At 64.3% G+C, this 22,380-nt stretch carries 20 protein-coding genes; 11 read left to right on the forward strand and 9 right to left on the reverse strand.

What is annotated here, in order from left to right; translation table 11 throughout:
• Nucleotides 1–35 precede the first annotated feature (35 nt).
• Together J1M86_RS03140 and J1M86_RS03145 are read left to right on the forward strand one after the other, a co-directional pair.
• The gene (locus J1M86_RS03140) at nucleotides 36–2,093 is read left to right on the forward strand and encodes a PhoX family phosphatase (protein ID WP_206508786.1); all 2,058 of its coding nucleotides are present in this window, start codon (nucleotides 36–38) and stop codon (nucleotides 2,091–2,093) included.
• 301 nt (nucleotides 2,094–2,394) lie between these two features.
• The gene (locus J1M86_RS03145; protein WP_075839330.1) at nucleotides 2,395–3,168 is read left to right on the forward strand and encodes a thioesterase domain-containing protein; all 774 of its coding nucleotides are present in this window, start codon (nucleotides 2,395–2,397) and stop codon (nucleotides 3,166–3,168) included.
• 3 nt (nucleotides 3,169–3,171) lie between these two features.
• On the opposite strand, the gene J1M86_RS03150 is transcribed toward J1M86_RS03145, so the two are convergent.
• Complete coding sequence (locus tag J1M86_RS03150; protein WP_206508787.1) at nucleotides 3,172–4,509, reverse strand: amylo-alpha-1,6-glucosidase; 1,338 nt, start codon at nucleotides 4,507–4,509, stop codon at nucleotides 3,172–3,174.
• Between the two features lie 118 nt (nucleotides 4,510–4,627).
• Here J1M86_RS03150 and J1M86_RS03155 point away from each other — a divergent pair, with 118 nt between their 5' ends.
• The 3 genes from J1M86_RS03155 to J1M86_RS03170 all read left to right on the forward strand — a co-directional run bounded on the left by J1M86_RS03155 (nucleotide 4,628) and on the right by J1M86_RS03170 (nucleotide 6,439).
• Nucleotides 4,628–5,152, forward strand: a complete 525-nt coding sequence (locus J1M86_RS03155; protein WP_075839331.1) for a DinB family protein — start codon at nucleotides 4,628–4,630, stop codon at nucleotides 5,150–5,152.
• Nucleotides 5,153–5,172: 20 nt separating this feature from the next.
• Entirely contained in the window at nucleotides 5,173–5,850 is a 678-nt protein-coding gene (locus J1M86_RS03160; RefSeq protein WP_206508788.1) for an SDR family oxidoreductase, read from the forward strand.
• A gap of 163 nt (nucleotides 5,851–6,013) precedes the next feature.
• Nucleotides 6,014–6,439, forward strand: a complete 426-nt coding sequence (locus J1M86_RS03170) for a pyridoxamine 5'-phosphate oxidase family protein (protein WP_206508789.1) — start codon at nucleotides 6,014–6,016, stop codon at nucleotides 6,437–6,439.
• Nucleotides 6,440–6,549: 110 nt separating this feature from the next.
• On the opposite strand, the gene J1M86_RS03175 is transcribed toward J1M86_RS03170, so the two are convergent.
• Together J1M86_RS03175 and leuS are read right to left on the reverse strand one after the other, a co-directional pair.
• Nucleotides 6,550–7,809 (reverse strand): lipase family protein, encoded by a 1,260-nt coding sequence (locus J1M86_RS03175; protein ID WP_206508790.1) that lies wholly within the window; start codon nucleotides 7,807–7,809, stop codon nucleotides 6,550–6,552.
• A 149-nt stretch (nucleotides 7,810–7,958) separates the two neighbouring features.
• On the reverse strand, nucleotides 7,959–10,781 hold the full coding sequence (leuS, locus tag J1M86_RS03180) for a leucine--tRNA ligase (protein ID WP_206508791.1): 2,823 nt from the start codon (nucleotides 10,779–10,781) through the stop codon (nucleotides 7,959–7,961).
• A 71-nt stretch (nucleotides 10,782–10,852) separates the two neighbouring features.
• Between leuS and J1M86_RS03185 the strand changes: the two genes are divergently transcribed.
• The 4 genes from J1M86_RS03185 (at nucleotide 10,853) to J1M86_RS03200 (ending at nucleotide 14,948) form a co-directional block, all read left to right on the forward strand.
• Nucleotides 10,853–11,254, forward strand: a complete 402-nt coding sequence (locus J1M86_RS03185; RefSeq protein WP_206508792.1) for an SdpI family protein — start codon at nucleotides 10,853–10,855, stop codon at nucleotides 11,252–11,254.
• An 8-nt stretch (nucleotides 11,255–11,262) separates the two neighbouring features.
• Complete coding sequence (locus tag J1M86_RS03190; protein WP_206508793.1) at nucleotides 11,263–12,216, forward strand: DUF1648 domain-containing protein; 954 nt, start codon at nucleotides 11,263–11,265, stop codon at nucleotides 12,214–12,216.
• Between the two features lie 85 nt (nucleotides 12,217–12,301).
• Nucleotides 12,302–13,447 (forward strand): diguanylate cyclase, encoded by a 1,146-nt coding sequence (locus J1M86_RS03195; protein ID WP_206508794.1) that lies wholly within the window; start codon nucleotides 12,302–12,304, stop codon nucleotides 13,445–13,447.
• Nucleotides 13,448–13,574: 127 nt separating this feature from the next.
• The gene (locus J1M86_RS03200; protein WP_075837757.1) at nucleotides 13,575–14,948 is read left to right on the forward strand and encodes a glutamate decarboxylase; all 1,374 of its coding nucleotides are present in this window, start codon (nucleotides 13,575–13,577) and stop codon (nucleotides 14,946–14,948) included.
• A 15-nt stretch (nucleotides 14,949–14,963) separates the two neighbouring features.
• Here the strand turns inward: J1M86_RS03200 and J1M86_RS03205 are convergent, their stop codons facing one another.
• The 5 genes from J1M86_RS03205 to J1M86_RS03225 all read right to left on the reverse strand — a co-directional run bounded on the left by J1M86_RS03205 (nucleotide 14,964) and on the right by J1M86_RS03225 (nucleotide 18,357).
• Nucleotides 14,964–15,572 carry a YqgE/AlgH family protein gene (locus tag J1M86_RS03205; protein ID WP_075837756.1) on the reverse strand — a complete coding sequence of 203 codons (609 nt, stop codon included), beginning with the start codon at nucleotides 15,570–15,572 and terminating at the stop codon, nucleotides 14,964–14,966.
• A 62-nt stretch (nucleotides 15,573–15,634) separates the two neighbouring features.
• Nucleotides 15,635–16,324 carry a TetR/AcrR family transcriptional regulator gene (locus tag J1M86_RS03210; RefSeq protein WP_075837755.1) on the reverse strand — a complete coding sequence of 230 codons (690 nt, stop codon included), beginning with the start codon at nucleotides 16,322–16,324 and terminating at the stop codon, nucleotides 15,635–15,637.
• A gap of 29 nt (nucleotides 16,325–16,353) precedes the next feature.
• A complete protein-coding gene (locus tag J1M86_RS03215) occupies nucleotides 16,354–16,596 on the reverse strand; it encodes a helix-turn-helix transcriptional regulator (RefSeq protein ID WP_187346677.1) in 243 nt (80 codons plus the stop codon).
• Nucleotides 16,586–17,437 (reverse strand): ABC transporter permease, encoded by an 852-nt coding sequence (locus J1M86_RS03220; RefSeq protein ID WP_206508795.1) that lies wholly within the window; start codon nucleotides 17,435–17,437, stop codon nucleotides 16,586–16,588. Before J1M86_RS03220 ends, J1M86_RS03215 begins: the two co-directional genes overlap by 11 nt.
• The gene (locus J1M86_RS03225; protein WP_206508796.1) at nucleotides 17,434–18,357 is read right to left on the reverse strand and encodes an ABC transporter ATP-binding protein; all 924 of its coding nucleotides are present in this window, start codon (nucleotides 18,355–18,357) and stop codon (nucleotides 17,434–17,436) included. Before J1M86_RS03225 ends, J1M86_RS03220 begins: the two co-directional genes overlap by 4 nt.
• Before the next feature lie 173 nt (nucleotides 18,358–18,530).
• Between J1M86_RS03225 and J1M86_RS03230 the strand changes: the two genes are divergently transcribed.
• Together J1M86_RS03230 and J1M86_RS03235 are read left to right on the forward strand one after the other, a co-directional pair.
• Nucleotides 18,531–19,463, forward strand: coding sequence for an NAD-dependent epimerase/dehydratase family protein (locus J1M86_RS03230; protein WP_206508797.1), 933 nt, complete (start codon nucleotides 18,531–18,533; stop codon nucleotides 19,461–19,463).
• A 24-nt stretch (nucleotides 19,464–19,487) separates the two neighbouring features.
• Nucleotides 19,488–20,765 (forward strand): MFS transporter, encoded by a 1,278-nt coding sequence (locus J1M86_RS03235; RefSeq protein ID WP_206508798.1) that lies wholly within the window; start codon nucleotides 19,488–19,490, stop codon nucleotides 20,763–20,765.
• 32 nt (nucleotides 20,766–20,797) lie between these two features.
• Here J1M86_RS03235 and J1M86_RS03240 read toward each other — a convergent pair whose 3' ends face one another.
• The gene (locus tag J1M86_RS03240; RefSeq protein WP_206508799.1) at nucleotides 20,798–22,273 is read right to left on the reverse strand and encodes a CCA tRNA nucleotidyltransferase; all 1,476 of its coding nucleotides are present in this window, start codon (nucleotides 22,271–22,273) and stop codon (nucleotides 20,798–20,800) included.
• Nucleotides 22,274–22,380: the final 107 nt, after the last annotated feature.

Below are 22,380 nucleotides of genomic sequence, written 5' to 3' on the forward strand. Positions count from 1 at the left end.
CTTCGTTTCGCTTTCCACTGGAACGCTGCCGTCTCATGAAGCTTCTCCCGATTCTGACGACCCACGACGGTAGCTCGGCGCGGTCGAACCTGACATGCAAGTACAAGTGCGGCGACGCGTGTTTCCACGACGCCCCCAATACATCCAAGGGCGAGTACTTCGGCGACATCGTCAAGACGGCGATGAGTCGGCGCGGGGTACTGCGCGGCGGCGCGATGGCTGTCGTCGCGGTCGGCGCCGGCGGCCTGCTCGCAGCATGCGGCACCGAGGACGACGCCGCCGCCACCGACGGGACGTCGTCGAACGGCTCGACACCATCCACCCCACCCGTCGACGGTGTCGATTTCACCGCTGTGGCGCCCAACACCGAGGATGCAGTCGTGATCCCGGAGGGCTACGAGCAGGGCGTCGTCATCCGCTGGGGCGACCCGGTGCTCGAGGGTGCACCCGAGTTCGACTTCGACAACCAGACCGCTGCCGCACAGGCCATGCAGTTCGGCTACAACAACGACTTCGCCGGCCTGCTCCCGATCGAGGGCACCCCGAACGCGTACCTGCTCGTCGTCAGCCACGAATACACCACCGAGCCGGCCCTGTTCAAGGGTTACGACGAGGAGAACCCGACGCGTGAGCAGTTCGACATCGCGCTCGCCGCACACGGCCTGTCCATTCTGCAGGTCAACGGCGAGAACGGCTCCGGCGCACTGACACCGGCGTTCAGCCAGTACAACCGTCGCCTCACCGCGACCTCGGAGTTCCTCGTCACCGGTCCCGCCGCGGGCAGTGATTTCCTCAAGACCGGTGCCGACCCCACCGGTACCAAGGTCCTCGGCACGCTCAACAACTGCGCGGGCGGACTGACACCCTGGGGCACAGTGCTCTCGGGTGAGGAGAACTTCAACCAGTACTTCGGCAACGCCGAGTCGGTCACCGAACCCGCTGCCGCCGAGCGGCTCGCGCGCTACGGCCTCGAAGGCGCAGCAAGCGACCGCAAGTGGGAGCAGTTCGACCCTCGATTCGATCTCGCTCAGGAACCCAACGAGGCCAACCGCTTCGGATACATCGTCGAGATCGATCCGTGGGATCCCAACTCCACCCCGGTCAAGCACTCGGCCATGGGTCGCTTCAAGCACGAGGCCGCGACCATCTATGTCACCGACGACGGCACGGTCGTCGCCTACAGCGGTGACGACGAGCGCTTCGACTACATGTACAAGTTCGTCTCCAGCCGAAAGATCATGCCCGGCAACGGCCAGGCTGCTATGCGTGAGAACATGACCATTCTCGACGCGGGCACCCTCTACGTCGCAGTCCTCACAGGCGACTCGCCCGATGCCATCGACGGCACCGGAACCCTGCCGCCGTCCGGCAAGTTCTCGGGCAAGGGTGAGTGGATTCCGTTGCTCCGCACCAACAATGACGGCAATGCAGAATCCCTCGTCGACGGCATGTCCGCCGAAGAGGTCGCTGTCTTCACCCGGCAGGCAGGCGACAAGGTCGGCGCCACGAAGATGGACCGGCCCGAGGACTTCGAGCCGAACCCGGTGACCGGCAAGGTGTACGTGGCACTGACCAACAACAAGAACCGCGGAGTCGACGACTACGCGTCCGTCGACGAGGCGAACCCGCGCGTGCAGAACAAGAACGGCCAGGTCCTCGAGCTCGAAGACGATCACGCCGGTACCGAGTTCGTGTGGAACCTGCTCATCGTCGCCGGTGACCCGGAAGCCGCTGACACCTACTTCGGCGGCTTCGACAAGACCCAGGTCAGCCCGATCTCGTGCCCGGACAACCTGGCTTTCGACTCCAAGGGCAACCTGTGGATTTCCACGGACGGCAACGCCCTCGACTCCAACGACGGCTTGTTCGCTGTCGTCCTGGACGGTGAGCGCCGCGGAGAGACGCGTCAGTTCCTGACCGTTCCGGCAGGCGCCGAGACGTGTGGCCCGATCATCCAGGATGAGCGCGTGATCGTTGCAGTTCAGCACCCGGGTGAGTCGGACGATGCGTCTGCTGACAATCCGGCTTCACACTGGCCCGACGGAGGCGACTCCCAGCCGCGCCCGTCGATGGTTGCGGTCTGGAAGGTCTGACGCCGACCGCGCGATAGCGCCGTTCCACCAGAGGGCGCACGTAACCGTAGTTCTGCGGTTGCGTGCGCCTTCGCCGTTGTTAGGTGTCATCGAAACTTGGCGATCACCTCTGTGACCTGTCTACACGCGCCCCGCTCGTGCGCTCGATCCGCTCGACCAGAGATAACGACTGTGTAACCTCGCCTGATACAGGCCTGGTGGCGGGGGCTTCCATCACAGGGCGGACGAGATCTCGGGGCAGCGTCCGCATCTCCCCGGTACGGGCTTCGGCTCGTCACCACAGCACTTCGGAGGCACAGACATGACCGACATCGGCATCACGGACAGCTACTTCGAGCCTGATGGTTCTGTGCTCACCGCACCGCGCAGTACGGACCCGCAGGTCGATTCTGGCTTCGGCTCCAGATCAGCGTTCGACATCGTCTTCCCCATCCGAACCGAAGGCGCCGACGCCCCGGTGTTCTGCATCCACCCGATTATCGGATTGTCCTGGTGCTACCTCGGTTTCGAGGAATTCACCGCCAACCCCCTGTACGGCATTCAAACTCCCTCACCGAACGAATTGCCCGACACTCTCGACGAATTGGCGCAGAGCTACATCGACGAGATCGAGGCACTCGTCCCCGACGGGCCGTATCACCTTCTCGGGTGGTCGCTCGGCGGTACCATCGCGCACGCCATGGCAGTGCGGCTACGCGCGCAGGGCAAACAGCTCGCGTCTCTCGTGATGTTGGACAGTCACGCCATCCAGCCCCAGATCGGTGACCAGCTAGCCACACTCATCACTGAGTCAGGCGTCGTCGACCCCCGGGAAGCCGAGCGACTGGTCTCGGCCGCCCGGCACACCCACGAACTCGCCAACCGTCACCACCCGGGTGTCTACGACGGCGATGTGCTCTTCGTGACGGCCGACCACGAGGAACGGCTCGGACTGTCGACGTGGCACCCGTATCTGTGCGGCGAGCTCTCGCACTACTCGGTCCCGTATGCCCACTGGGAGATGACGTCGGCGGCGGCGCTGCGGGCTGTCGGCCCGCTCACTGCCCGATACATCGGAGCGCACCGCAGCGAGTAGGCGTCAGCCCAACCAGTCGAGAACCGCAGCCGCCGTCCACGATTGCTGCATGCTGCCCAGCGGTTGACCGGTGAACGGTTCATAGTATTCCGCGAAACTCCCGTCGCTCGCTTGACGCAGTCCTTCCTCGCGCAGATTCAGGGACCGCTCGGCCCAGCCCCGTCGCGAGAACGCCCACGAGAACAGCCACGTTATGACGGGCCACACCGGGCCGCGCCAGTATTCGCGAGGCCGGAAGTCCCGTGAGACGGGCGACGTCGACGGCGGCACCGCGAAGCGCAGGTCGGGGTGGCCGCAGAACCTGGTGCCCTCGAAGGTGCGAATGAGGTTGCGTTCCTGCTCACGAGGGAGACCGCCGCACAACAGTGGCGCGAACATCGCGATGGTGTCGGTGGTGATCCATCGCTGAGCGCGCAGGTCGAAGTCGCGGGCACCGCCGGAGCGCTCGTCCGTCGTCGCGATGACACCCTGGCGAAACTTGTCTGCCCAGCCACGTAGTTCGCGGACGTCCGAGTTGGGCTTCGAATGCTCCTCGCCGATCGTCGCGAGCACGTCGCACGCCATTGCGAAAATCGCGCTGACGAACACGTCTTCGACGGCGAAACTCATCCTCTCCGCGAGGAGCACGTCGTCGTACCCGGACTGCTTCATCTCTTCGACGAGCCAGATGTAGCGGTCGTACTCGCTGTTGCTCGGGCGCTGGGACGGGTCGGTGATAACGGCGTCGTCCTTACGAACGTACGACGGCATCACCCCGGCCACGACAGCCTTGTATGCCGCGTCCCATCGTGGGGAGTTGTCCATGCCCGACTCCCAGCCGTGGAAGAGGGTGATGCGGCCGTTATCGCCGACGTCACGCGCCTCGGCAAGCCAGCGATGCCACCGGACGAGGTTCTCCCATCGGCGATCGAGAAACTCCTCGGCGACGGCTCTCGTCGTGCGGCCGTGTCGACGCGAATGGTCGAGGATCCGCTGGACCGCGATCGCATGTACCGGAGGCTGGGTGATGCCCGATGTCTGCGGACCGAGTGGCGCATGCGCCGCGAGTTCGCTCGTCTCCCATCGGGCCGGGCCGGGAAAGTACCCGTCCACTCCGTTGGCGAAAACGATGTGCGGAATCATCCCGTTCTTCCACTGTGCGGACAGCAGTGTGTCGAGCTCCACCACCGCGCGTTCGACGCTCAGCGGAGCGAGCCCGACGGAGACGAACGCTGCATCCCAGCTCCACATGTGCGGGTACAGACGCGGTGCGGCGCTGGTCATCGTCCCCAGATCGTTGCCGCGCAGGAGATAGGCAGCTCGCGCGGCCAGCTGTGTCGAAGTGAATCCCCGGTCTCCCATCTTCCTAGTTTGCGACCCCGGCGCCGATCTCGCCCGATGAGTGAGCATTCCTATCGAGGACCGAAGCTGTCCGCAAAGCCTTCTATCGTCATTTTCACCAACAACGAAGGAGTTTTCCATGACACTCACCGGTGAGAAGGCCGACATCGCGCGTATGTTCGCCGACCAACGGACCAACTACCTCTATACGGTCGACGGCATCACCGACGAGCAGGCGAGGCTGCGAACCACTGTCAGCGAACTCACCCTCGGCGGGCTGCTCAACCATGTGATCAACAATGAGCGTTCGTGGATGAAGGTCATCGCCGAAATGGACGAGACCGCCGAGTTCGACGTATCTCGGATGGGCACCGAGTACGTGATGGCCGCCGGCGATACCGTCGCGGGACTACGTGAGGAGTACTCCCGCGTCGCGCAGGCCACCGAGGCCGCTCTCGCCGACTTGGACCTCGACGCCCAGGTCCCACTCCCGACGGCACCGTGGGCACCTGTTCGCACGTACCAGTCGGTGCGGTTCACGCTGCTGCACATTCTCCGCGAGATGGCCCAGCATGCAGGTCACGCCGACATCATCCGGGAGTCCCTCGACGGCGGCAACACGACGATGCGCATGGCGGGAGCGGGAGTGGAGCCTGCGGAATGACCATTCGCTAAGTTGGCAGTATGACTTCAACGGCTCTGGTGACGGGTGCCAGCCGAGGTCTCGGCGCGGCGATCGCACGGAAACTCGCGTCCGATCACCACGTCTATCTCGGTGGACGCTCGGCGGAATCGCTCGGTTCCATTGCCGCCGAACTCCCGGAAGCGACGGCATGGCCGGTGGATCTGACGGACCATGCCGCCGTTGTGGGCGCGGCAGCGTCGTTCGACTCTTTGAACGTGCTCGTCCACAACGCGGGCGTCGCAGCCTTGGGCACCGTTCAAGAGTCCTCGATCGAGGACTGGCGGTCGCAGTTCGAGAGCAATGTTCTTGCTGTCGTTGCGTTGACGCAGGCTCTGCTTCCTGCGTTGCGGAAGGTCAATGGTCATGTCGTCCTGATCAATTCGGGTGCGGGGTTGCGTGTCAATCCGGGCTGGGGCGCGTATGCGGCGTCGAAATTCGCGCTGCGGGCGTTCGGTGACGCGCTGCGACAGGAGGAGCCGTCCTTGCGGGTGACCTCGGTGCACCCGGGTCGGATCGACACCGACATGCAGAGGGCGATCGTCGAGCACGAGGGTAAGGAGTACGACGGCGGACAGTTCCTTCGAGCCGACACCGTCGCGCTTGCGGTCCGCAATGCCATCGACACTCCGGCTGATGCGCACCCGACGGAGCTGGTGCTCAAGCCTGTTCGCCGGTAGCCCTCCCGCTGAAATCGAAGTTACGTCGCAGTTTGTGCCGGTTTTCGTACACAACCTCGATCTCGGCGCTGCGGCGCTGCAGCTCGCCGACGGTCCGGTGAACGGCAGCTTTCGATATGCGAAACCCTTCGACGAGCTGTAAAAGCGGACATATCCTCGGTACATGCCACTGTCGAAATCCGAGCGTGAAGAGTTTCTCTCCGAGCCGCACATCGCGGCACTGTCGGTGTTCGCTGGAGCCGAGCGCGGCCCGCTGACCGTCCCTATCTGGTACCAGTACACGCCCGGCGGCGAGGCGTGGGTGCTGACCGGAAAGACGTCCAAGAAGGCCGAGTTGATCCGCGCTGCAGGCACTTTCAGCCTCATGGTCGAACGCGTGGAGCCGACTGTTCGATACGTCTCTGTCGACGGGCCCGTCCTGCGCGAAGTACCCGGCACGGCGGATCAGTTGCGTGAGATGGCTGCCCGCTACCTCGAGCCCGAGAAGGTGGACGGCTACCTCGAGTTCGCGAACAGTCAGCTCGAAGAGAACGTCGTGTTCTACCTCGAACCGAAGTACTGGTTGTCCGCGGATTTGGGCGCAATCTAGCCGTCAGTTGTCTCCGAACATGTACAGCACCTTCGCCGAGATCGAAGTTGTGTACCGAAATCGAACCGAATCGATGCATAACTTCGATCTCGGCGCCGACGGGGTCCGTGTCAGGGGACAGGCGTCGGCGCCAGCGAGTTCCCGACGCCGATCACCCCGCAGTTGCTGCGCGTCGGCAGTCCCGCGAAGCGCTCGGTGAGGAACTGCAAGCCCTGGGCCTCGAAGGGCGCGAAGGCGTCGCCGTGAGTCAACCCGTTGTACTGCGAGTACTGCACATCGACGCCGCGGCCGCAGTATTCGTGGGCAAGTCCTTCCACGTCGGCGGTGATCATGACGGTGTCGCCGATCGGATCGGAATGCCCGACGGCCAGGAACATGGGGGTGCTCGGGGTTCCGGTGCTGCCCATGATGTTGTCGTTGATGGCCTCGACCACCTCGGGAACATCGAGCAGCGAGTTGTACGGGGCTCGCACCATGTCGGCATCGGTCAAGCCGGGGTAATCGGCTGCGAACTCGGCGATGCACTGGTTCGCAACCTCTTGGATCAACTCTGCCCCGTACTCGGACAGGAATGACGCAGTGTCGAGTCCGTAGGCCCGTTGGTAGGCGACGATGAGCGCAGGGATCACCCCGGACCAGTTGTCGCTTCCACTGATGTACGGGAGATTGTGCGCGAGGTCGACGGGAAGGCCACCGGCAGCTGCACCGACGATGTTGAGTTCCGGCGCGTAGTACGGCGCGACCTCGGCGCCCCACTGTGTCGGTACCGAGCCACCCGAGTAGCCGATCAAGCCGACGGGGGTGTTCGACGGCAACTGCAGAAACGCCTGAGTAGCGCGGACACCGTCGAGGGCGGCATAGCCAGACTGCCGCCCGATGGTCCATTCCATCTCCTCGCCCTCGTAATCCGGTGCGACGACGGTGTAGCCGGCCGCGAGATAACCGGCGATGACGGCTTGCTCTGCACCTGCGATTCTGTTGGTCGAACCGCCGCTGAGGGTGTACGACGGGTCGCACTGAGAACCGAGGGCGTCGTAGGCCATGTGGTAGGAGACGATCTTCGGCGGCCCCGGGATGAGCGGCCTGAGTACCGCGGCGGCGGTGACGGCTCCGTTGCCCTGCTGGTCGGTGGTGCGATACAGCACCTGCTCACCGGTGATGGGTGTAGTCAGCGTCGGCGTCGAGAACACCATCGGCCTACTTCGGAGGACCGTTCCCGGCGCGGCGTCGAGCGAACCGTCCCAGCTGTAGAACGGATCGTCGGCGGGGATCGGCGAACCGGGACCCTGGGCCTGCGCGATGGGCGCAACGAGGGTGACCGAGCCGAGAACGAGGGCAATCGCGGCGAGGACTCGAACGATCAGCGACATGGGAGATATCTAAGCGCAGCAGACCGACAGAAACGGCGACTTCAGTCCAGTCTCACCCTCTACGGGTGGTGCTCGACGTCGAGATCGAGGTTGCGTACGGAAACACGCTCGAATCCGTACACAACCTCGATCTCGGCGGGAGGGGCGGACTACTTCAGAACGATGTTGACCATCCGGCCCGGGATGACGATGACCTTGGTGGGTGCTTTGCCGTCGAGCAGGGCCGTGATCTTCTCGTCGGCGAGCGCAGTCTTCTCGACCTCACCTACCGAAGAATCGGCGGGCACCGTGATTCGGCTGCGAACCTTGCCGTTGACCTGGATGGGGTAGTCGACGGTGTCGGCGACGAGCCATTTGGCGTCCACTCGTGGGAACGGTCCGTGCGCGAGCGAACGGTCGTGGCCGAGCCGGCTCCACAGTTCCTCGCACAGGTGCGGCGCCATCGGGGCGAGCATCAGCACGAGCGGCTCGACGACGCCGCGTGGGGCACCGTCCGGGTATTCCTTGGTGAGGTGATTGGTCAGCTCGATGAGCTTGGCTCCGGCCGTATTGTCGCGCAGCGCAATGTAATCCGCTTCCACTCCGTCGATGACGCGGTTGAGTACGCGCAGCGTCTCCTCGGTGGGCTTGGCGTCGGTGACGCGGACTTCGCCGGTCTCCTCGTCGAGCACCAGACGCCATACGCGCTGCAGGAAACGCTGAGCGCCGACGACGTCCTTGGTGGCCCACGGCCGGGAAGTGTCCAGCGGCCCCATCGACATCTCGTACACACGCAGGGTGTCGGCGCCGTACTCGGCGAAGATCTCGTCGGGGGAGACGGAGTTCTTCAGGCTCTTGCCCATCTTCCCGTACTCGCGGTTGACGGGCTCGCCCTGGTAGAACCAGCTGCCGTCGCGTTCTTCGACTTCCTCGGCCGGGACGTAGACACCGCGCGCATCGGTGAATGCATACGCCTGGATGTAGCCCTGGTTGTACAACCGGCGGTACGGCTCACTCGAACTGACGTGGCCCAGATCGAAGAGAACCTTGTGCCAGAACCGCGCATACATCAGGTGCAGCACAGCGTGCTCCTGCCCGCCGACGTACAGGTCCACCCCACCCGGATCGTTCGGTCCGTGGATCTCCGGACGCGGTCCGACCCAGTACTTTTCGTTCTCCGGGTCGACAAAGGTCTCGGTGTTGGTCGGGTCGACGTAGCGCAGCTGATACCACGAACTGCCGGCCCACTGCGGCATCACATTGGTGTCGCGGCGGTAGGTCTGCAGGCCGTCACCGAGATCGAGTTCGACATTCACCCAGTCCGACGCCTTGGCCAGGGGCGGTGACGGCTCGGAGCTCGCGTCCTCGGGATCGAAGGAGACGGGCGCGAAGTCCTCGACCTCCGGAAGCTCAACGGGCAGAGCCGAATCCGGTAGTGCATGCGCGTTGCCGTCTGCGTCGTAGACGATGGGGAAGGGCTCGCCCCAGTATCGCTGCCGCGCGAACAACCAGTCGCGCAACTTGTACTGAATAGTCCCCTTGCCCTTGCCTTCTTCTTCGAGACGCGCGATGACCGCTGCCTTGGCCTCGTCGACGGGCATGCCGTCCAAGAAGCCCGAGTTCACCAACGCGCCGTCGCCGACGAAGGCGGCCTCGGTGATATCGCCACCGGAGATGACCTCGCGAATCGGCAGCTCGAACTTGCTCGCGAACTCCCAGTCACGCTGATCGTGTCCGGGGACAGCCATGATGGCGCCGGTGCCGTAGCCGGTGAGCACGTAGTCGGCGATGAACACCGGAACCTGCTCGCCGTTGACCGGGTTCTCGGCGTACGACCCGGTGAAGACGCCAGTCTTCTCCTTGTTCTCCTGACGCTCGAGATCGGACTTGGCGGCGATGGACGCCCGGTAGGCAGCAATGGCCTCACCCGGACTCGCGGCCCCACCGGTCCACGACGACGGCACGTCCGCCGGCCATGCGGCAGCGACCAGCCCGTCGACCAATTCGTGCTCGGGAGCGAGCACCACGTAGGTGGCACCGAACAGCGTGTCCGGCCGGGTGGTGAACACTTCGATTCCGGAGAAAGAGACCTGCGCGCCGCGCGAGCGCCCGATCCAGTTGCTCTGCATCGCCTTGATCTTGGCCGGCCAGTCCAGGTACTCGAGGTCGTCGATCAGGCGGTCCGAGTAGGCGGTGATACGCATCATCCACTGCCGCAGGTTCTTTCGGAACACCGGGAAGTTGCCGCGATCACTGCGGCCGTCCGCCGTCACTTCCTCGTTGGCGAGCACGGTACCCAGACCAGGGCACCAGTTGACCATCGAGTTGGACTCGTAGACCAGACGGTAGGAGTCCAACACGCCGGCCCGCTCGGACGCCGTCAAAGATGCCCAGTCACGTCCGTCCTCCAGCGCGCGCTCTCCCGAGGCGAACGCCGCTTCCAGCTCGGCGATCGGGCGCGCCTTCGCCTGATCGACGTCGTACCAGGAGTTGAAGATCTGCAGAAAGATCCACTGTGTCCAATGATAGAAATCCACATCCGTCGTCGCCAGTGATCGACGACGGTCGTGGCCGAGGCCGAGCCGACGCAGCTGGCGCCGCATGTTCGCGATGTTCGCCTCGGTGGTGCTGCGCGGATGCGTGCCGGTTTGGACGGCGTACTGCTCGGCCGGCAGGCCGAAGGCGTCGTAGCCGAGCGCATGCAAGACGTTGCGTCCGTGCATGCGGTGAAAACGCGCGAACACATCGGTGGCGATGTAGCCGAGGGGATGTCCCACGTGCAGGCCGCTGCCCGACGGATACGGGAACATGTCCTGGACGAAGAGCTTGTCCTTCGGGACCTCGCCCGCGAGGGGGCCGACCGGGTTGGGGGCGTCGAACGTGCCCTGCTCTTCCCAGAGATCTTGCCACCGCTGCTCGATTCGACCGGCAACGTCCGCGGTGTAGCGGTGCTCGGGGACGGACTCGGAGGGCGCTTTGGCTGGATCGGTCACGCGGACCAGCTTAAGGGGGTGAGCTGGGGCGCTTGGTACGAGGACCTCGGTGAGCCGTATCCTTACCTACCGTGATCGTCGTGTCGATACTGATGTTCGTCCTCGCACTCGTGGTGGGCGTCGTCGCTGCCCTGAGTCTGGTCGGCCGGTTGCCCCGCAACCGCTGGGCGGGCGTACGCACCGCCGACTCGATGCGCGACGATGCCACCTTCGTCACCGCCAACAAGGTCGCGGGCCCCACCACCGCCGCAGCTGCAGTGCTCCTGCTCGTCGGAGGCGCCGCCGGCGTCGCGCTGACGGGTGCCGCCGCAGTCGTGGCGGTTATCGCCTCCGCGATCGCCGCGTTGGTCACCGCAGGCGCTGGGGGATCGATCGGTGCCCGCGTCGCCGCTGCCACTCCGGCAGAGGACGTCGGCGGCTGCGGTCACTCCTGCATTTCCTGCAGTCTCAAGGACGCTTGTCAGCCGAGCTGAGTTCGGTCATGAAAACGAAGACCTTCGACCCGGCAGGCGTCATCTTCGGCGTCGTCGTTCCTGTTCTTGCTGCCGCCCTCGGTGTGATCGTGGCCAGGCTCTGGAGCGCACGACTGCCTGACCAGATCGCAACCCATTGGTCCGGAACGCAGCCAGACGGTTTCACCAGTCCCACCACCAGCGCCTGGACACTGGCCATCGTCACAGTGATCGTCGGCGGCGGTTGTAGTGCGGTCGCCGCTCTTGCGCATGCACTTCTGCTGATGCGCCGGACGATGCTGATGATCGGCCTGACGGTGGTCGGGCTGATCACCGTGCTGCAGTTGGCGATCCTCGCCCGACAACTCGATGCCACCGACGTCGGCAGTGTCGAAGTGCCCGGATGGGCTCTGGGCGTCGGAACCGCGGTCGGCTTCTCTGTCGGACTGCTCGGCGCCTCGCTGTTGCGTGACTACCGAGAACGCGTGCCCGCGGATGCGCCTCCGCCGGAGGCGCTGCCCCGCGCCGACGAGGAACTGCCGATCATCGAGTCGCTCGGCGCCGGACGCGTCGCACTGGTGGTGCTCTTCGCGATACTCGGCGCCGGGGCGGCGCTCACGTGTTGGCTCTCGCAGTCCTGGTGGCCGATCGCGATCTTCCTGCCCTTGGCCGTGCTTCCGGTGTCGCTGATGCGCTACGAGCTGGTCGTCGACCGCTCGGGCCTGCACATCACCAGTCTCGGCATGGCTGCGTTCGATTATTCACTCGACGAGATCACGGGCGCGTCGGTGCGCGAGGTCGATCCGTTCGGCGATTTCGGTGGGTGGGGACTGCGCGTGAGAGGACGAGGCAACTACGCGGTGGCCACGGCCAAGGGTCCTGCCGTCTTTGTTACCTTCGCCAATGGTGAGAGGCTGACGGTGACGACGCCGAATGCGGATCGAATCGCGGGAGCTTTGAACACGCTGGCATCACAGCGCTGACAAGCCGGGCGCCAGCTCGAGTGGTTAGGCTCTGCACTGGATCGGGTAGTGGCTGGAGGCAGCAACGAACGAAAAGCGACCGCCGATGAGTCGCGGTCCCGGGGCGCCCCGTGCGGCCAGCCATCGGCGGACCAACAGTTTCTCGACGAGCACGCTCCTCGAGGAGTGGTACCGCCAACCCTTCGACTACGAGTGGATCGTCGCGCATCGCTCGACGCGTGGGCTGCAGGCTCCGCTTCGACTCGTTTTCGGCGCAGCCACCCTGCTGTTCGCTGCAACGTCGATTCTGATGCTGTTCAGCTCACAGGGCCCCTCCAGCCTGATGGCGCAGGCATGGGTCGGGCTGGTGCTACTGGCGCAACTGGCTGTCGCCCTCCGGTGGTTCTTCGGACCGTTGCCGGTTCGGCGCGACTTCATCGCCTTTGCTCTCTTCGGGGATCTCGGCCTCACCTCGGTGCTTGTGCTCCACGACCCCGACGCGACCCTCTACGGGTGTGCGCTCTTCGTCGTCACAGGCGCGTTGTTCACCTACTTTCTGTCGCCGCGGTGGCTGCTGGCCCACCTCGTATGGTGTTCCGTGTTCATCACCATCGCGATTGCGCGGGCGGCCCGCTATGGCGACGACGACGTTCCGTCCACTCTCGCCGCAGGATTGGTCATTCTTGCTATCAACACCTCCGTTCCGCTTTTCGCACATATCGCTTGGACGGCGATCGGGCTGGATGCTCGCCGATCCCTCGTCGATCCGCTGACCGGTCTGCTCAATCGGCGGGGACTCGGGGACGCTGCGGAGGACCTGTGGCTGCGAAGCAGGCAGACGAGTGAGGTGTTCGTCGTCGTGGTGATCGACATCGATCGCTTCAAGGCCGTCAACGACTACTTCGGTCACGACAGCGGAGACCGGGTCATCGCAACAGTCGCAACTCGGCTGCAAACGCTGTTTGCGGACATCGGTGTGGTTGCGCGAACCGGCGGCGAGGAGTACGTCGTCGTTTTCTCCAGTCCCGCAGGGCAGGTTCACGACTTGATCGGCCGAATCGGCCACACTTTGCATCGTCGCGAAGACCACATCCCCATCACGGTCAGTGTGGGTGCGTCGATCGTCTCCAGTGCGGTCGATCGCTGGCAGTCGAGCTCGGATGTCCTCACCCGCGCCACCCGAGCAGCGGATTCGATGATGTACCGCGCCAAGTACGGCGGCGGCAACCGGACGGCAACCACCGATCTGTGACCGCGGGTTCGCCGTCCGAGGAATCAACAGCCCGTCCGGGGCGCGAGTTTCGCCTGCAAAGGGTGAGGCGTTCTCGGCTCACCCTCACTAGCGTCGGGACCGTATCTGCGATCCGTATGGAGGACACATGGCCCGAATCGAGCATCCCCACGGCGTGATCGCTGCGGCCTACACAGGCCGATTCGCGACGAATCCAGTGCCTGCTCTGCGTTTGCCGGAGGAACAACTCGATCCCGAGGCCGCATACCGATTCATCCACGACGAACTCATGCTCGACGGCTCATCCCGCCTCAACCTCGCGACGTTCGTCACCACGTGGATGGATCCACAGGCCGAAAAACTGATGGCCGAGACGTTCGACAAGAACATGATCGACAAGGACGAATACCCGGCGACGGCATCGATCGAGGAGCGATGCGTGAACATGGTCGCCGATCTCTTTCACGCGCCCGGTCTGGACGCCGAGCACCCGTCCAGCGCGACCGGTGTGTCGACGATCGGGTCGAGCGAGGCCGTCATGCTGGCCGGTTTGGCGTTGAAATGGCGCTGGCGTGCGCGGCGGGGTGATGCCGACACCACCCGGCCCAATCTGGTTCTCGGCAGCAATGTTCAGGTGGTATGGGAAAAGTTCTGCCGCTATTTCGATGTCGAACCCAAGTACCTTCCGATGGAAAAGGGTCGTTACGTCATCACCACCGAGCAGGTACGCGAGGCCGTCGACGAGAACACCATCGCGGTGGTGGCCATCCTCGGCACCACATTCACCGGGGAGCTCGAACCCGTCGCCGAGATCTGCGGCGTACTCGACGCCCTGGCTGCCGGGGGCGGGCCGGATGTACCGGTACACGTCGACGCGGCCAGCGGCGGTTTCGTCGTACCGTTCCTCCATCCGCAGCTCGAATGGGACTTTCGTCTGCCTCGCGTCAAATCCATCAATGCCAGCGGCCACAAGTACGGATTGACCTATCCGGGAATCGGTTTCGCGATCTGGCGCACCAAGGAAGACCTACCCGAGGAACTCGTCTTCCGCGTGAACTACCTCGGCGGGGACATGCCCACGTTCACCCTCAACTTCTCGCGGCCGGGCAACCAGGTCATCGGCCAGTACTACAACTTTCTGCGCCTCGGTCGTTCCGGTTACACCAACATCATGGAAGCCCTGCGAAACACAGCTGTTCGCGTAAGCGCGCACCTCGCCGAGCATCCCGCGTTCGAGGTGATCACCGACGGCAGCGCGATACCGGTGGTCTCGTTCACGCTGTCCGGGGAGCGCAGCTACACCGTCTTCGACATCTCGCACGAACTCCGCGCGCGCGGCTGGCAGGTGCCCGCGTACACGATGCCCGAGAATGCGACCGACGTCGCGGTTCTCCGCATCGTGGTGCGTGAGGGCTTCAGCGCCGATCTCGGGCGATTGCTCTGCATGTCCATCGGCGAGGTGGTCGAGCAACTCGACGCGGACGGGACCAGACACTCGACGGCGACCCACTTCGCGCACTGATCCCCTGTACGGAACCTAGTTCCGTTCGACGTCGATCGGGTGCGAGGCAAGCATGGCCAGGGGCATGGGTTGGCGCCTCAGCACGTGCGCCCACAGGTCGATTTTCGGCGGGCCGATGACGTCCGAGGCGAGCGCGGAGAGAACCATCCAGTCGTTGCGTTCGAGTTCACCTTCCAGCTGGCCGAAAGTCCAGCCCGAGTACCCGGCGAAAATGCGCACGCCTTCGACCAAGGGGGCAATATCGGCCGGGTTCGAGTCGAGATCGACCATCACAACGCGTCCGTCGACGCGGCGGACACCCGGGACGCCGTCGATGTCGATCCCGGTACGCACCGTGGCGAGGCACAGCGCCGAATCCCGTTTGACGGGGCCTCCGACGAAAAGGGCCCGGGGACGCGCGGCGAGGTCCGCCCACTGTGGCAGAACATTCTGGACCGCAGTCTCGCTCGCCCGGTTGATCACCACACCGAGGCTGCCGCCGTCGTTGTGCTCGATGATGTAGATGACGGTGCGTCGAAATGTCGGCTCGACGAGTTCCACCGACGAGACCAGCAGGCTTCCTGGACGCACCGCCTGCTCGACCCATGCCGTCTGGTCTTCCGGTTCCTCCGCATGCGCAGCCATCGTTTCATTGTGGCACCGAGCACGTGCAGTTGTGGCGCAAGGAATCGGACGAGTTTTTCGCGCTAGCGAAAACCGGCGATTTCGACCAGGCGTGCCAGCTGATACTCGAACAATTGGTCCCTGTCGCCGAAAGTGGTGCGCCCGTACTGATCGAAGACATCGAAGCTCACCGCGCCGAACAACGAGACCCACACCAGTACCCCGCGAGCGATGGTTTCGTCGGGAATGTCGGTGCCCAGGCCCCGGCGAACCTCGGCGAAGTCGGACTGCAACCCGGACAACGGGACATCTGCGGCACGTTCGATGAGGCTGCCCGCACGATATGCCGCGTCGAAGAGGGAGACGAGGGTGACGATCACCCGTGTGCCCGGTCCGGTCGTCTGCTCTGCCGGTGCGTGGTAGCCGGGGACCGGGCTACCGAACAACAGTGCGTACCGCGCAGGTTCCCGCAGACCCCAGGCGCGGACGGTCCGGCCGAGAGCACGGAACTTCTCGACGGTCCCGTCCGCGTCCTCGACTGCAGCGTCGACGGCATCACCCAGTTCGTTGTAAGCGTCGACCACGAGAAGGGTCAGCAGCTCGTCCCGACTCTTGACGTATCGGTAGACAGCCGAGGATACGACGCCGAGGTCGCGTGCTACGGCGCGCAGCGACAGCGCGGCGGCGCCGTCGGCAGCGAGATGATCCCGGCCGATACGGGTGATATCGGCCAGCGTCTGCGCCCGGGCACGTTCACGGGGTGTGGTCGCCATGAGTGCCACAGTAAACGTCGCCGATGATCTCAGGCCGTGGAGTCCTTGGACCCCAGTCGAGCGAAGGGGTCCGTGGAGAAGATCACTTCGACGGATACCTCGAAGTACGCGGCGATCCGCAGCGCGAGGTGCAGGCTGGGGCTGTACTCACCCCGCTCGAGGTAACCCACGGTTTGGTAATGCACCCCGAGCGCCTCTGCGAGTTCTCGCCTCGAGATCCCGCGCTCGGCGCGGAGCATCGCGATGCGGTTGTAGATCACTTCAGTAGGCACGCTGCAAAGCCTTGTCTCGTCGTTCGTCCATCTTGCTACCGGACTCGTTCCGGGCCATGCGTCGCAACACTATCGGTGCCAGCACCAGCCCGGCGACAGCCCACGCACCGAGGACGCCGAGGGTCTCCATGTGTCGCCAGGACTGGCCGATTTCGATGGCCACAGCGTCGGCGGGTAGCAGCGCGGAGCGCAGTCCCAGGCCGAGCCAGTAGCAGGGGAGCACTTGCGCGACGCCCTGCAACCAACCTGGTAGGGCGGTGATCGGGTAGAAGATTCCAGATATCGCGATGACCCCCATGAGCGGCATGGTGACGAAGAACAGGCCACGTGCGGTCCCGACGGTTGCACCCAGAACGGCCCCGATGGACAGCGCCGAGAGGAGACCGAGAACAAGTACCCAGAGCAGGGTCGACCATGCAGAGAAGCTGTCGAGGGCAACTCCTCCGACGATGAACCAGCCGGTGACGAGAATGGCCAGCACCTGAACGGCAACGGCTGCGGCGCTGGCACCGATCCTGCCGATGAAATAACCGATCATTCCGTTCGGAGTCGCTTTGGCCCGCAACAATGTTCCGTCCTCGCAGTCCAGGACGAGGCTTTCGCCGATGCCGTAGAGCCCGTTGAAGAAGATGATGGTGCCCAACACACCGGGCAGGGCCAAGGAGGCCAGCACGAAGCCACTGGACTCGAATGTGCCGTTACGCATGAAGAACAGCGCAACCATGATCAGGGTTGGAAACAGAAACAGGTTGAGAAGCCCCTGGATGTCGGTGAACTGTTGCCGCACTTCGATTCCGGTCCGGCGGATGCCGGCTCGTACCGCGACAGTTGTCGGGTTCATCGCCGAACCTCCTCGAGTGTGGTGATATCCGAATCCGTGGACCCGGCTTGATGAACGAGCCTCATGTAGGTGTCTTCGAGGGACGAGCGCCGAACCTCGAGCTCGGTGACCCGATTGCCGTACTGGACGTACAGATCGTGCACGAATTCAACGGACGCGGTGGTGCTGTGTACCGACCGCTGGCCGTCGACACTCCACCGGACCTCGGAGTCCGTAGGCATCATGCGCGCGAGTTGCTCCGGCGAGCCGTCGGCGATGATGCGTCCCCCGGCCAGGATGATCGTGCGGTCGGCCAGTTTCTCGGCCTCGTCCAGGTCGTGGGTGGTGACCATGATGGTGGTGCCTTCGAGATCGGCCAGTCGATGGACCAGATCGTGGAATTCGCGACGCGCATCGGGGTCGAATCCCGCGGTGGGTTCGTCCAGGAACAGCAGCTCGGGCCGGCCGACGATGCCGATGGCAACATCCATTCGGCGCCGCTGCCCGCCGGAGAGGGACTTGATTTTCGTGTCCGCTTGGTCGGTCAGGCCGACTACGTCGAGAAGGTCGGCTATCACCCAGGGGCGCGGACTCGCCTGGGTACCGTAGGGAGCGTAGAAGGAACCGAGGTAGTCCAGTAGCTCTCGGACTTTCCACTTCCCGTGGTCTCGCCACGACTGCAGCACGACGCCTATCCGCGCTCTCCAGGCCTCATCGCCGTCTGCTGGGTCGATGCCGAGGACGTGGACCTGTCCCGCGGATCGCATGCGGAATCCTTCGAGGATCTCGAGGGTGGTCGACTTTCCCGCACCGTTCGGGCCCAGCATGACCAGCACTTCGCCCTGGTGTGCGCGAAAGGTGACGCCCGTCAGAACGTCCGTGGTTCCGTATCGCATCCGTAATCCGTCGACGTCGATGACGACATCCCCTGCAGTTTTCATCGAGTTCCCTACTGTTGTGGGTGCCTGATGGTTTGTAGCATATGTACTACATAACGTATTGGCTATAGGTTCTGCCGACCAATTTCGAGAGCACCGCTCTTGTTTTCTTTCCCGCAACGGCGCACACTCGAACTACAGAGAGCAGTGCTCACACTTTCCGTCGAGGAGAAGCCATGAACCAGACACACGTAGTCATCGGAGCCGGACCGGTCGGCTGGTCGGTCGCCGAACAACTTGTTGCACGGGGGCATTCGGTGCGAATCCTGACCCGCTCGGGAACCGGACCCGACCACCCCGCAATCGAACGGCGACGCGTCGACATCTCTGCCGGCAGTCTCCATGCCGCATTCGACGACGCTGCGGCGATCTTCAACTGCACCCATGTTGCATACACCGACAAGGCATGGCGCGCAGAGCTTCCCACGATGGAACAGCACGTACTCGACGCCGCGAACGGCGCCGTCGTCGCGTTCCCCGAAAGCCTCTATTCCTACGGGCGCGTCCCCGGTCCCATCCGCGAGGACTCTCCTCGAACCGCGACCCACCGCAAACTCGGCGTGCGCACCGAACTGCTCGCCGCGCGTGACGCGCACGTCAATCCCACGGTGAGCGTGGCTGCTTCGGACTTCTACGGCCCCCGCGTGAAGACCTCGCACATGGGCGAGCGCGTAGTGGCGAACGTACTCGCTCGCAAGCCTATTCGAGTGATCGCGAATGCCGACATCCCACACTCGTTCACCTACGTTCCCGATCTCGCCGCCGCCATGATCACAGCTGCGGGCACACCAGCGCTCTGGAACACCCTCCTCCACGCACCCACAGCGCCGGCCGTCTCACAACGCGAGATGATCCAACTGTTCGCCAACGCTGCCGGCGTGGAAATGCCCAAGGTGGGAACGGTTCCCGCCTGGTTGATGCGAACGCTCGCACTCTTCCCCGGTCAACTCAAAGAACTCGGTGACACCCTGTACCAGTTCCAGTACCCGTTCGTCCTCGACAGCGCTCGCAGCCAAGAAATACTAGGATCGACGCCGACTCCCCACATCGAGGGCGCCGCAGCGACCATCGCGTGGTGGAAGGCCGCGGAGCTGACGCAGACGCCCTGACTGGCCGCGGCTACAGTGCCGTAAGTGAGCGACGAGACCTTCCGGACCCGGCTACGCAATTCCCCGGGGGCAGGCAGGCTCACCACCGTACGATTTGCCGGCCAGTTCGGGGACGGCCTATTTCAGGCCGCCCTGAGCGGCGCGATCCTGTTCAATCCAGAACGGGAGTCGAGCCCAGCCGCCATCGCAGCCGGATTCGCCGTGCTGCTCGTGCCGTACTCGGTGATCGGGCCGTTTGCAGGCGCCATGCTCGACCGGTGGGACCGACGCGCCGTGATTCTGTGGGCGAACGTGATCCGCCTGCTGCTGATCGGCGTCACCGCTGCGGTGCTTCTCTCGGGCGGGGGAGAAACGCCGCTGCTGCTGCTGGCACTGACCACCGTCGGATTGAGCAGATTCGTACTCGCAGGTGTATCGGCTTCACTGCCCCACGTCGTCCGAACCGCTTGGCTCGTTCCCATGAACTCGCTGCTCGCGACCATCGGCTCCGGATTTGCCGCCGCGGGGGCGGGGGCAGCCGTGGCAATCATCGGCTACGTCGGCGCCGGCGACCTCGGATCGGGAATCGCCGTCGCCGCGTCGGCGTCCGGCTCGATCGTCGGCGCCATCGCTGCAGCCGGTTTCCGCCGACACTCCCTCGGACCCGCCACCTTGGCCGAGGACCGACAGGCAACGAAAACACTCGTCGTCATCGCGACGGGACTGAGATCGGGCGCCGTAGCCGTATGGAACTCGCCCACCGTGACCGCCGCGATGACCGGCATCGGTGCCCACCGCATCGCATTCGGCATCGACACCCTCGTCATGGTGCTGATTCTGCGGGAGACCACTTCCAGTTCACTGTCCGGCGGGCTCGCAGGATTCGGCATCGCCGTCGGCGCGACCGCCGCAGGGATGCTCGTTGCTGCACTCCTGACGCCGTTCGTGCTGCCGAGACTGGGCCGCATACGCACCATCGTGGTGGGGTTGATCGGCGCCGCGATCGTGCAAGTGACCTTCGTCGCAACCCTGACACAGAACAGTCTGCTCATCGGTGCGTTTCTGCTGGGGATCGCCGGTCAAACCATCAAACTCACCGGCGACGCCTCGATGCAGACGGAGATCGACGACGACCACCGCGGCCGCGTGTTCGCCCTTCAGGACACCGTGTTCAACATCTTCTTCGTCGCCGCCCTCGCTGTGGCCGCCTTCGTGATCGGGCCGACGACAGCCAACCTGGCCGACGAAGCCTCCGCGCATGCCGTGGTCTATGCCGGTGGCTTCGTCTACGTCCTCGGCCTCCTGGGCGCTTCGCGCATGTGAGCGGAAATCCGTGTCGGGCTATGTATTTCCGCTCACGTGCGCGGAGCGCCCGACCACCACTCGAGGAGCGCCTTCTCCGCTTCCTCACGGGGGAGGGGACCGCGATCGAGGCGGAGCTCCTTGAGGAACTTCCACGCCTTCCCGACATCGGGACCGGCCTCGATCCCGAGCAACTCCATGATCGCGTTGCCGTCGAGATCGGGCCGCACCCGGGCGAGATCCTCCTGTTCGGCCAGCACGGCTATCCGCTGTTCGAGGTCGTCGTACGTGGCCTGCAGTGCGGCGGCGCGACGCTTGTTGCGCGTGGTGCTGTCGGCTCGAACGAGTTTGTGCAACTTGGGCAGCAGCTCGCCTGCATCGGTGACATAGCGGCGCACCGCCGAATCGGTCCACTGCCCCTTGCCGTATCCGTGGAAGCGCAGGTGCAAGAAAACCAGGTGCGAAATGTCGTCGACCATCCGCTTGGAGTACTTCAACGCACGCAAACGCTTGCGCACCATCTTCGCCCCGACGACCTCATGATGGTGGAAGCTGACGCCACCACCGGGCTCGTGCTTTCGGGTATCGGGTTTACCGATGTCGTGAAGCAGTGCAGCCCAACGTAATACGAGATCTGGATCGCCGTCCTCGAGATCGATCGCCTGCACGAGCACGGTCAGCGAATGCCAGTACACGTCCTTGTGCTGATGGTGCTCGTCGATCTCGAGCTTCATCGCCGGCACCTCGGGCAGCACGTAGCCGGCAAGACCGGTCTCGCACATGACGTCGATCCCCTCGACCGGGAAATCGCCGAGAATCAGCTTGTCGAGTTCCACCTGCACACGCTCGGCGGTGATCCGCTCGATCTGACCCGCCATCTCGGTGATCGCCGTGTAAACGCGCGGGATCAGCGAGAAACCTAGCTGGGAGACGAAGCGAGCGGCGCGCAACATCCTCAGCGGATCGTCTCCGAAGGATTTTTCCGGCGCCGACGGCGTGTCCAGCAGCCCCTCGAGGAGTGCATCCATGCCGCCGAGCGGGTCGACGAACTCCTGCGCCCCGTCTGCGCCGAGGCGAACAGCCATGGCGTTGACCGTGAAGTCACGGCGAATCAGATCTTCTTCGAGCGAGGTGCCGTACAGAACCTCGGGATTGCGCGAGACCTGGTCGTACGAGTCGGTACGAAAAGTGGTGATCTCGATGACCTGATCACCCTTGGCCGCGCTGATCGTGCCGAACGCGATTCCGGTGTCCCACTGATTGTCGGCCCAACCCGACAGCAGCTGCTGAACGATCTCGGGCCGCGCGTCGGTGGTGAAATCCAAGTCCGTCCCCAGTCGACCCAGCACGGCGTCGCGCACGCTGCCGCCGACGAGGTAGAGCTCGTGACCTGCGGCCGCGAACCGGCCGGCCAACGGCGTCAAGATGGGAGAGAGTTCGTTGAGGGTGACCGCAGCAGCCGCCAACAGTCTCGCCCGTCGTTCTTCCGACTTCTCGGACTGTCCAGCTGCTGAAATCTTGTCGGCCACGTCGATAGAGCCTAGTGGGAGGGCAAGATCGAACGCCGATGCCCGTCTCCGGAATGACCCACGATCTAGATGCGGGGAACGCACGGTCTTTCCATCTAGTATGGATC

Origin of the sequence: Rhodococcus sp. KRD197 (assembly GCF_017168235.1) — a bacterium.
Lineage (GTDB): Bacteria > Actinomycetota > Actinomycetes > Mycobacteriales > Mycobacteriaceae > Rhodococcoides.

Excerpts from the sequence above, each read along its gene's own strand:
- J1M86_RS03140 (WP_206508786.1), top strand. The coding sequence starts at position 36 with ATGAAGCTTCTCCCGATTCTGACGACCCACGACGGTAGCTCGGCGCGG.
- J1M86_RS03145 (WP_075839330.1), top strand. The coding sequence starts at position 2,395 with ATGACCGACATCGGCATCACGGACAGCTACTTCGAGCCTGATGGTTCT.
- J1M86_RS03150 (WP_206508787.1), bottom strand. The coding sequence starts at position 4,509 with ATGGGAGACCGGGGATTCACTTCGACACAGCTGGCCGCGCGAGCTGCC.
- J1M86_RS03155 (WP_075839331.1), top strand. The coding sequence starts at position 4,628 with ATGACACTCACCGGTGAGAAGGCCGACATCGCGCGTATGTTCGCCGAC.
- J1M86_RS03160 (WP_206508788.1), top strand. The coding sequence starts at position 5,173 with ATGACTTCAACGGCTCTGGTGACGGGTGCCAGCCGAGGTCTCGGCGCG.
- J1M86_RS03170 (WP_206508789.1), top strand. The coding sequence starts at position 6,014 with ATGCCACTGTCGAAATCCGAGCGTGAAGAGTTTCTCTCCGAGCCGCAC.
- J1M86_RS03175 (WP_206508790.1), bottom strand. The coding sequence starts at position 7,809 with ATGTCGCTGATCGTTCGAGTCCTCGCCGCGATTGCCCTCGTTCTCGGC.
- J1M86_RS03190 (WP_206508793.1), top strand. The coding sequence starts at position 11,263 with ATGAAAACGAAGACCTTCGACCCGGCAGGCGTCATCTTCGGCGTCGTC.
- J1M86_RS03195 (WP_206508794.1), top strand. The coding sequence starts at position 12,302 with ATGAGTCGCGGTCCCGGGGCGCCCCGTGCGGCCAGCCATCGGCGGACC.
- J1M86_RS03200 (WP_075837757.1), top strand. The coding sequence starts at position 13,575 with ATGGCCCGAATCGAGCATCCCCACGGCGTGATCGCTGCGGCCTACACA.
- J1M86_RS03205 (WP_075837756.1), bottom strand. The coding sequence starts at position 15,572 with ATGGCTGCGCATGCGGAGGAACCGGAAGACCAGACGGCATGGGTCGAG.
- J1M86_RS03210 (WP_075837755.1), bottom strand. The coding sequence starts at position 16,324 with ATGGCGACCACACCCCGTGAACGTGCCCGGGCGCAGACGCTGGCCGAT.
- J1M86_RS03220 (WP_206508795.1), bottom strand. The coding sequence starts at position 17,437 with ATGAACCCGACAACTGTCGCGGTACGAGCCGGCATCCGCCGGACCGGA.
- J1M86_RS03225 (WP_206508796.1), bottom strand. The coding sequence starts at position 18,357 with ATGAAAACTGCAGGGGATGTCGTCATCGACGTCGACGGATTACGGATG.
- J1M86_RS03230 (WP_206508797.1), top strand. The coding sequence starts at position 18,531 with ATGAACCAGACACACGTAGTCATCGGAGCCGGACCGGTCGGCTGGTCG.